The sequence below is a fragment of the Moorena sp. SIO3E8 genome, from assembly GCF_010692445.1.
In the GTDB taxonomy this organism is placed as follows: Bacteria; Cyanobacteriota; Cyanobacteriia; order Cyanobacteriales; family Coleofasciculaceae; genus Moorena; species Moorena bouillonii.
In genome coordinates this window covers 1-7,533 of record NZ_JAAHHM010000216.1, presented here as the reverse complement: position 1 = coordinate 7,533, position 7,533 = coordinate 1, and the positions used below count along the sequence as shown (strand labels likewise).

The following is a 7,533-nucleotide window of genomic DNA, read 5'->3' as shown; positions in this document are numbered from 1 at the left end:
TTTCCCTGCTGACACTCCCAACACTTGCACTGATTAATGTTTTGCCTCCCCATATGAGTACTCCGATTCTGATATTAGACTCCCTTGTCTAATTCTAAAACCATGAAGTTGTTTTTTAACAAGCCCTTACCGTAAAACGAGGTTCTAAAAACATTTACGGTCATACTGTCGAAGTCAATGGCCCTTGCCGGGTGATGTATCGCCCTGATAATCCGCTACATTGTGGCGCAAGGGTCTGGATTGAGACTATCTCGGATTTTCAAGTGATTTGAGCCAAGACTCTCACCGGGTGACAAGCAGCTTGAAAGCATGAATCAGCGAGGTTTAAATCAAATTGACAGATCCTTTTCACGAAAAGGACAGGTGTAAGTATTCAGCTATCAGCTATCAGCTATCAGCTATCAGCTTTTGAATAAGCGATGCAGCGCGGTCTTGGGGGTTTCCCCCACTCGCTATTGCATCAAGACAACAAGTAACCATTGGTTTAATCTGAGTGAAGTCCCAGCGTCGTTCGCACAGCGTGGCCAAACGCGCCCCGCGTGGCCTTTTGGCCAAGGCCAAAGCCTGTGCCAAAAAGCACCTCAAGTAGCGTGAGCCTTTAGCTGACGGCTGACGGCTGACGGCTGAATGCTTACGGACAGGTATAGCATTTTTGCTGATATCTAAACCTAAGAGGTATTTTTTTACTCTCCCATAAAACTCCGTATATCTTTCCCCTCTTGCCTTTTGCCTCTTGCCTCTTGTCTTTTGCCTCTTGCCTTTTGCCTTTTGCCTCTTGCCTTTTGCCTCTTGCCTTTTGCCTTTTTATCGAATACGTGTGTTGACAACCCAGATACAAACGCGCTTATGCGATTGACCTTGGCCAAAAGGCCACGCTACGCGAATGGTCACGCTACGCGATCGCTTAAGAACGATGAACCCTCACCCGCTTATCAGGCTTTTGCTTTCTGACCCAGGCTAAAAACTTCTGCATCTGAGGGTCATTTTTTAATGCTTCACAAGTATTCAATTCCACAGCTAAACGAGTATTTGGGAATAAAGCATGTATTTGTCGGTGACAAGCAGGGCAAATAGTAATCGTTGGACTAGGTTTCATCTTTTTTCGCTTAGTGTTTTGTCGCGGTATCAGGTGATGAACTGTCAATCGCTCTACATCTCTTCCACAAAGTTCACAATTCATTGATAATGATAGCAATTATTATTTTAGGTGCAAATTATTAGGGAGTAGGGAGTAGGGAGTAGGGAACTTCGAAGTTGGAAAAAATCCTGTGGACTTCATTACTACGATAACCGTAAAATCCTAAGTGTTGAACATCTCAACTAAACATCCAATATCATGAAAGCTTGGTCAATAATTTCCTATATAGTTATCGGTATACTTATCGGTACTTTTTTAGGTATTATACTACAAAAGTCTGCTCAAGTAGACCAGTTGCTCAGACGCTACGGTATCCTCAGCACTTCCACCACTAAGCATGATCAAACCAAACCAGTTCCTGCCAATTTTCAAGGGAAGATGTCCCTGTTTATTTTGGCAGGACAGTCGAATATGTCAGGAAGTGGTAAGGTAACACCAGCCAGTTCTGTTACTCACCCCAGAGTTTTTGTCTTTGGAAACAATTACCGCTGGCATCTAGCCGCCGAACCGATTGATTCACCAACTGGACAAGTTGATCCCGTCTCGGAAGATAAGTCAGCTGGAGTCAGTCCAGGGATGGCGTTTGCTACTGAATTGCTCAAATACCATCCTGAACTGATTGTTGGTTTAATTCCCTGTGCTAAATGGGACTCTACTATTCAACAGTGGCAAAAAAATCTAAGTGAAGATACTTTGTATGGCTCTTGCTTAAAGCGAGCCTATGCAGCTTCACTAATGGGAGAAATTAAAGGTTTACTATTCTTTCAGGGAGAAAGTGATGCCCTTAATCCTCAAGCCTACCCAAGTCGAAGATTCTTCCCTAATCAGTGGGCTGATAAATTTGTTAAGTTAGTCAACGATTTCCGTCAAGACTTAGGGAAACCTGAGTTACCAGTAGTTTTTGCTCAAATTGGCACCACTACTGATCCAGAAAAGCTCCCGAACTGGGAAACCGTGAAAGCGCAACAGGAAACAGTCCAGTTACCAGCTACTGGGATGATTACCACAGATGACTTGGCTTTACAAGACTATGTCCACTTGACAACCGAAAGTTATTTGATTGTTGGAAAAAGATTTGCTAAAGCGTTTTGGAAACTGACTCAAAGATAATACTCAAAGATAATAGGGTGCATCAAGACAGGGAAAACTAGAGGAAACGTCGCCATTGATTCCGGTCAAGCTTGATGAACATCTTATCTAAAACAGTTCCAGGGTTTTTAATTGGTAGCATCGCCATCATTGCAGCAATTCCCACAGTGGTGATATCAACACCAGCGGCTAAAACTATTGCCCAACAGGTTACTGTCCGGATTGATGGTCCAAAACAGGGTGGCAGTGGGATAATTGTTGAACGCCAAGGAAATATATATTATATCCTGACTAGTGCTCATGTGCTACAAAAAGCTGGCATCTACAGGATTCAAACCCCTGATGGTAATCGTTATCCTGTAGACTCCCGCTACATCAGACGGATGCCAGGGGTAGATTTAGCGATCTTACCTTTCATTAGCACCTCTAACTACCCAGTGGCTAGGTTAGGGCATTCCCAACAAATCAGTGCAGGTCAAAGGGTTTATGTTGCTGGATGGCCCCGTTCTGGAGGTGCTTCTCAACAACGGCGGTTTGTTAATACTGAAGGATTGCTCACCGATGCTAGTTCTAAACTTCCTAGGGGATATGCTCTGAGTTATACCAATTTGGTGAGAATTGGGATGAGTGGTGGACCGGTATTAGACCATCAGGGGCGGGTAATTGGCATTAATGGTATGGTCAGATTAGTGGGCGATTCTGACACAATTGTGGCATCTGGCATTGACATTGACACCTATTTAACCTGGCGCTCTCAGCTGAAACTGCCAACTCCTGTACATACTCCTCAAGTCGGTGTCTCTCCTACAGCTGCGTCTGCCAAGACCGGAACAGTTTTCTACAAGTTGGCCAATACCCTTAAAGTAGGGACTGGCTCAGTGAGTTCTGTGGCGATTGGCACCGTTGCTCAAGGGAGATCAGTACAGGGATTGATGGCCGCTAGTGGTCATAGTGATGGCACTATCTCCCTGTGGAATCTGTCAACTGGTCAATTAATTCGTACCTGGCGAGGTCACGGTGGCGCAGTGAATACTGTGGTGATTAGTCCGGATGGTCAAACCTTAGTCAGTGGCGGTGATGACCGTATGATCAAGATCTGGAATCTTAACACCGGTAAACCGTTAGTTACCCTGACTGGACATCAAGATACAGTGGCGACTTTAGCCTTCAGTGCCGATAGCAAAACCTTAGTTAGTGGCAGCTGGGATAACACTATTAAGATTTGGCAGCTGCCTAAGGGTAAACTCTTGCATACCCTTAACGGACATTTAGGTTCAGTGAATTCTGTTGAAATCTCTCCTGATGGCAAAACCTTAGTCAGTGGTTCTCAAGATACAACTATTCGGCTGTGGAATTTAGCTACAGGTAAGTTAGTGCGTATCTTCAAGGGACATTCTCGATCGGTATCGTCTGTAGCGATTAGTCTGGATGGGAAAACCTTAGCCAGTGGTGGAGGGGACGGCACGATTCGCTTGTGGAATGTTAACACTGGTAAACTGACTAGAACCTTGACGGGTCACACAGATGGGGTGTGGTCAGTAACCATGACTAGAGATGGAAGCACCCTGATTAGCGGTAGTTGGGATAAGACCATTAAGTTGTGGGATATGAGGAGCGCTCAGTTGAAAAGCACCTTAAATGGTCATTCGGGCTATGTTGTGGCTGTTGCTTTGAGCCAGGATGGTCAAACCCTAGTTAGTGGTGGTTGGGATCAGCAGATTAGAATTTGGAGAAAGCAAATGTCTAATTAACCTGAATTAACTTGAGTTTAAGATAAGCGATTCGGCAAAGCCGACGCTTCGCGAACGCACTCCTAGGCATTCCTAAACCAGTAATTGAGAGCAAAGGGAACAGCGGATCTCGGAGCAGGGAGCAGGGAGTAGGGAGTAGGGAGTAGGGAACAAAAATTATCACAATTCCTACACGGATTGCTAGATATCTGGTTAAAATTGGGTTCTGTTAATTGATAGGGTTGATCGCACTTATGAAGTAGAGTCTTTTTTGACGCTGATTCCCTTAACACCCTCTTGACTATTGCTAGCATGCCTATTGCCTTTTGCCTTAAAAGGATAAGCAATGTCGCTCAAACGTTGCTGAGAATTGCTATAAGAAATTGCTATAATAGATTTAGGTCTTGTCTACACCATCAACCGCTCAAATAATCCCAGGCTTTAATAAATGCAACAATTTGGCTCACTGGAGGCAGGGTTGATACTGGTCTTGATGGTGTTGTAGTGTCTTCAGATTGCTCACTCCAGCTTGATTGATTCATCAGATACTTCCCAAAATCTTGATTAGAATAAATACTTAATGAGTAGTCTCTAGAGTTAGTAATAATTGTCTTAGTCGGAGCCATAAAAAAGTTAGCCGATGATTTTATTTCTGGTGCTAACTTAAGGGTTTTAATTGGTTTAAGCAGCTCAATAGCTTGGCCAATATTTGTAAGTAATTTATTTATTTGCTGTTTGTCTTGATTACTTAAAGTGTATATTGATCGTGAGGGTAGGCTATTTAATAAGGTCACAATATTGCGATGAGTTTGACCTCCATCTTTGAAGGGGACAATTGCCAAGTAAGCGATAATGAATAAGTCAGCGTTGTTGCTTGTAAAGGTAATGGTTGTTCTGCGGACACTCACCTCAATGCTGGGTGGTTGATTGAGCACTTCAGAAACATTGGCTATCTGATTATAAATCGAGGCTAAAGCCAAATTCGCTTTGAGGTCTAACGGGGTATCAACGATAATCTTTACCGTTGGCAGGGTCTCGTTGAAAAAGGTTTTGGCAGCTTCGGAAGACAAACGGATAATTTGACTTTGATCGCCATCAGGACTCAAGTCAACCCATTCACAGATCAGTCCTTCAGTTTTAAGACCAAACCGGGAAACGGCATATAGTTTTGCCCCAGTCAGGGTAGCACCAGTCAAATCTGCTCCAATCCAATTGGCTTTAATCAGCCTTGTCTTACTAAGATCAGCGTGTACTAAACTGGTATTAACTAAATTGGCATTGCTCAAATCAGCCCCAACTAACGTAGCTCCACTTAATTTAGCATTGCTCAGATCAGCCCAACTGAGGTTTGCTCCACTTAAATCAGCCCAGCGTAGATTTGCCCCACTGAGATCGGCTCCCCTAAAATTGGCACAGGTGAGATTTCCTTGTCTGATTTCAACCCCTTTGAGATTGCTACCGCTGAAATCGGCTTTGTGCAGATTTGTTCCATTTAAGTGGGCTCCCTTCAAATTTGCTTGACTAAGGGTTGCCCCCCCTAGATTGGCTTCATTGAAGATAGCGCGGCTGAGATTAGCTTGTCTGAGGGTGGCTTCTCGTAAATCAGCACCCGAGAGGTTTGCTGCGCTTAGATTTGCTCCACTTAGGGAACCACGAACCATCTCAGCACGAATCAGTGATGCCTGAATCAGTTGGGCACCTCTTAAATCAGACCGAATCAAATTTGCTACATTAAGCTGTGCTTGTGTTAACTTGGCTTTAGAGAGATTGGCACCGCTGAGTCTAGCAACGTTCAAGTTGGCTCGGCTGAGGTTTGTGCCGCTCAAGTTAGCACCACTTAAGTTAGTTATACTCAGGTTAGCTTCACTCAAGTCGGCACCACTAAGAGTAGCGCCGCTTAGGTTAAGTTCCGTAAGATCCGCAGCTGTAAAATCTCTTACCCCTGCTGCATATTGTTGGATAATTTCCCTGACATTCATTACAATCTAACAAAAATTAATATTTATCATGGCATAGGCTGAATCCGGGTGAGAGATAATGAAAATTGGTATTGTAGGACTGGGATTGATGGGTGGTTCCCTAGGATTGGACTTGAGAGCACAAGGTCACCAGGTCTTGGGAGTCTCTCGTCAACCACAAACCTGTCAATTCGCACTTGATCACAGCATTGTTGATAATGCGAGTATTGAATTAAGTATCCTAGCCACAGCAGAGGTTGTGTTTATCTGCACCCCCATAGCCGCGATCGCCTCTACTGTCAAGGATTTAGTTAACTATCTTAACAAGGATACCGTAATCACTGATATTGGTTCGGTCAAAATGCCAGTGGTTAGAGACATTGCTCCCCTGTGGGAAAATTTTGTAGGTGGTCATCCGATGTCAGGAAGGGAATACAGTGGTGTGGAAGCTGCGGTGTCGAATCTATTTGTCGGAAACCCTTACGTACTTACCCCGATTGAGACAACACCACCACCAGCACTTCAGAAGGTGGAGGAAATTGTGCGATCGCTTAAGTCATTGGTTTATATCACAAGCCCGGAAAACCATGACCAAGCGGTAGCATGGATTTCTCATCTACCGGTGATGGTGAGTGGGAGTTTGATTGATGCTTGTATGCAGGAAACTGACCCAGTGGTTTTGAGGTTAGCCCAACAGTTAGCTAGTTCTGGTTTTCGTGATACTAGCCGTGTCGGGGGTGGTAATCCAGAACTGGGAATAATGATGGCTCGTTACAATCAGGAGTCGATAATGCGATCGCTTGTAGGCTATCGCGATCGCCTTGACCAGATGATCGAGGTGATTGAACAGGGAGATTGGTCGAGTCTCGAAAAAATCCTTGAAACGACTCAGGTAGCGCGGAAAAAATTTGTTTCGTGAGTTTGTTTAGTTTGTTATTGAGCTAATTAGGAAGCGATCGCACGATGCAAGACAAATAATTCCTAATCTTGCCCTTTGATAGCTCTGTTCATCAAAGGCTAAAACTTGAGATGTTTTGAGGCGATGAGGGATAACTAAAATTGAACAAAATTTAACAATCTGTGGGGTAATATCAAAGTTGTAAATCTATAAGACAGTCAGATGCACCCTAATTCAGGTTTATTGGCGATCGCCCAACTCACTCAGTCAGGCTCAACCTCTCTCCAGCCCTCAATCGTAGCCATCAGAATGTTGACTAGGGGATGGTCTATTGCTTCTTTGAATGCTTCTACTCCTCCTGCTTTCAGTGCATTGATTTCCTTAGTTTTGAGTGTTGGGTTACTCTCAAGTTGGTCAACAGCTTTAGGGACAACATTAGAAAACTTTATTTGTTGATCTTTAGCCTCTAACATTGGCTTGTATTTTGCCCCAAATTTTCGATCGTATTCTGCTTCATCAAGTTCATCAGAGATTTTGAACAATTCTGCGGCAATATCCTGTAAGCTTTGGTTGCCAGGGTTTGACTCTCGTGCCTGGGGGGGCGACGAAAATAGTTATAAAGCAGACAGGGCAAGCGATTTAGCTCTCATTCCTCGTAAATAATACTTCCGTTTATTACGACCCACGTCTCATTAATTCCCGTACTAAATTAATACACTC

General features: G+C 44.0%; 9 protein-coding genes and 1 pseudogene. 4 read left to right on the top strand and 6 right to left on the bottom strand.

The window, feature by feature from the left end:
• Positions 1 to 125: 125 nt before the first annotated feature.
• Positions 126 to 272: pseudogene (locus F6K46_RS36900) on the top strand (DNA-binding protein); the annotation flags it as partial.
• Between the two features lie 115 nt (positions 273 to 387).
• On the opposite strand, the gene F6K46_RS36895 reads toward F6K46_RS36900, so the two are convergent.
• The 3 genes from F6K46_RS36895 to F6K46_RS36885 all read right to left on the bottom strand — a co-directional run bounded on the left by F6K46_RS36895 (position 388) and on the right by F6K46_RS36885 (position 1,180).
• The gene (locus F6K46_RS36895; protein ID WP_293067727.1) at positions 388 to 573 is read right to left on the bottom strand and encodes a hypothetical protein; all 186 of its coding nucleotides are present in this window, start codon (positions 571 to 573) and stop codon (positions 388 to 390) included.
• Positions 574 to 683: 110 nt separating this feature from the next.
• On the bottom strand, positions 684 to 827 hold the full coding sequence (locus F6K46_RS36890; RefSeq protein ID WP_293117951.1) for a hypothetical protein: 144 nt from the start codon (positions 825 to 827) through the stop codon (positions 684 to 686).
• Between the two features lie 77 nt (positions 828 to 904).
• Complete coding sequence (locus F6K46_RS36885) at positions 905 to 1,180, bottom strand: HNH endonuclease (protein WP_293067722.1); 276 nt, start codon at positions 1,178 to 1,180, stop codon at positions 905 to 907.
• 156 nt (positions 1,181 to 1,336) lie between these two features.
• Between F6K46_RS36885 and F6K46_RS36880 the strand changes: the two genes are divergently transcribed.
• Complete coding sequence (locus F6K46_RS36880; protein ID WP_293067719.1) at positions 1,337 to 2,248, top strand: sialate O-acetylesterase; 912 nt, start codon at positions 1,337 to 1,339, stop codon at positions 2,246 to 2,248.
• A gap of 74 nt (positions 2,249 to 2,322) precedes the next feature.
• The gene (locus tag F6K46_RS36875; RefSeq protein ID WP_293067717.1) at positions 2,323 to 3,978 is read left to right on the top strand and encodes a trypsin-like peptidase domain-containing protein; all 1,656 of its coding nucleotides are present in this window, start codon (positions 2,323 to 2,325) and stop codon (positions 3,976 to 3,978) included.
• Here F6K46_RS36875 and F6K46_RS36870 read toward each other — a convergent pair.
• Positions 3,971 to 4,141, bottom strand: coding sequence for a hypothetical protein (locus tag F6K46_RS36870; protein ID WP_293067714.1), 171 nt, complete (start codon positions 4,139 to 4,141; stop codon positions 3,971 to 3,973). The two genes, F6K46_RS36875 and F6K46_RS36870, sit on opposite strands and share 8 nt — an antisense overlap.
• 232 nt (positions 4,142 to 4,373) lie before the next feature.
• The gene (locus tag F6K46_RS36865; protein WP_293067712.1) at positions 4,374 to 5,936 is read right to left on the bottom strand and encodes a pentapeptide repeat-containing protein; all 1,563 of its coding nucleotides are present in this window, start codon (positions 5,934 to 5,936) and stop codon (positions 4,374 to 4,376) included.
• A gap of 58 nt (positions 5,937 to 5,994) precedes the next feature.
• Between F6K46_RS36865 and F6K46_RS36860 the strand changes: the two genes are divergently transcribed.
• Entirely contained in the window at positions 5,995 to 6,834 is an 840-nt protein-coding gene (locus F6K46_RS36860) for a prephenate/arogenate dehydrogenase (protein WP_293067709.1), read from the top strand.
• A 242-nt stretch (positions 6,835 to 7,076) separates the two neighbouring features.
• On the opposite strand, the gene F6K46_RS36855 is transcribed toward F6K46_RS36860, so the two are convergent.
• Positions 7,077 to 7,355: a hypothetical protein gene (locus tag F6K46_RS36855; RefSeq protein ID WP_293067706.1), complete on the bottom strand. Its 279-nt coding sequence runs from the start codon at positions 7,353 to 7,355 to the stop codon at positions 7,077 to 7,079.
• Between the last annotated feature and the right edge of the window lie 178 nt (positions 7,356 to 7,533).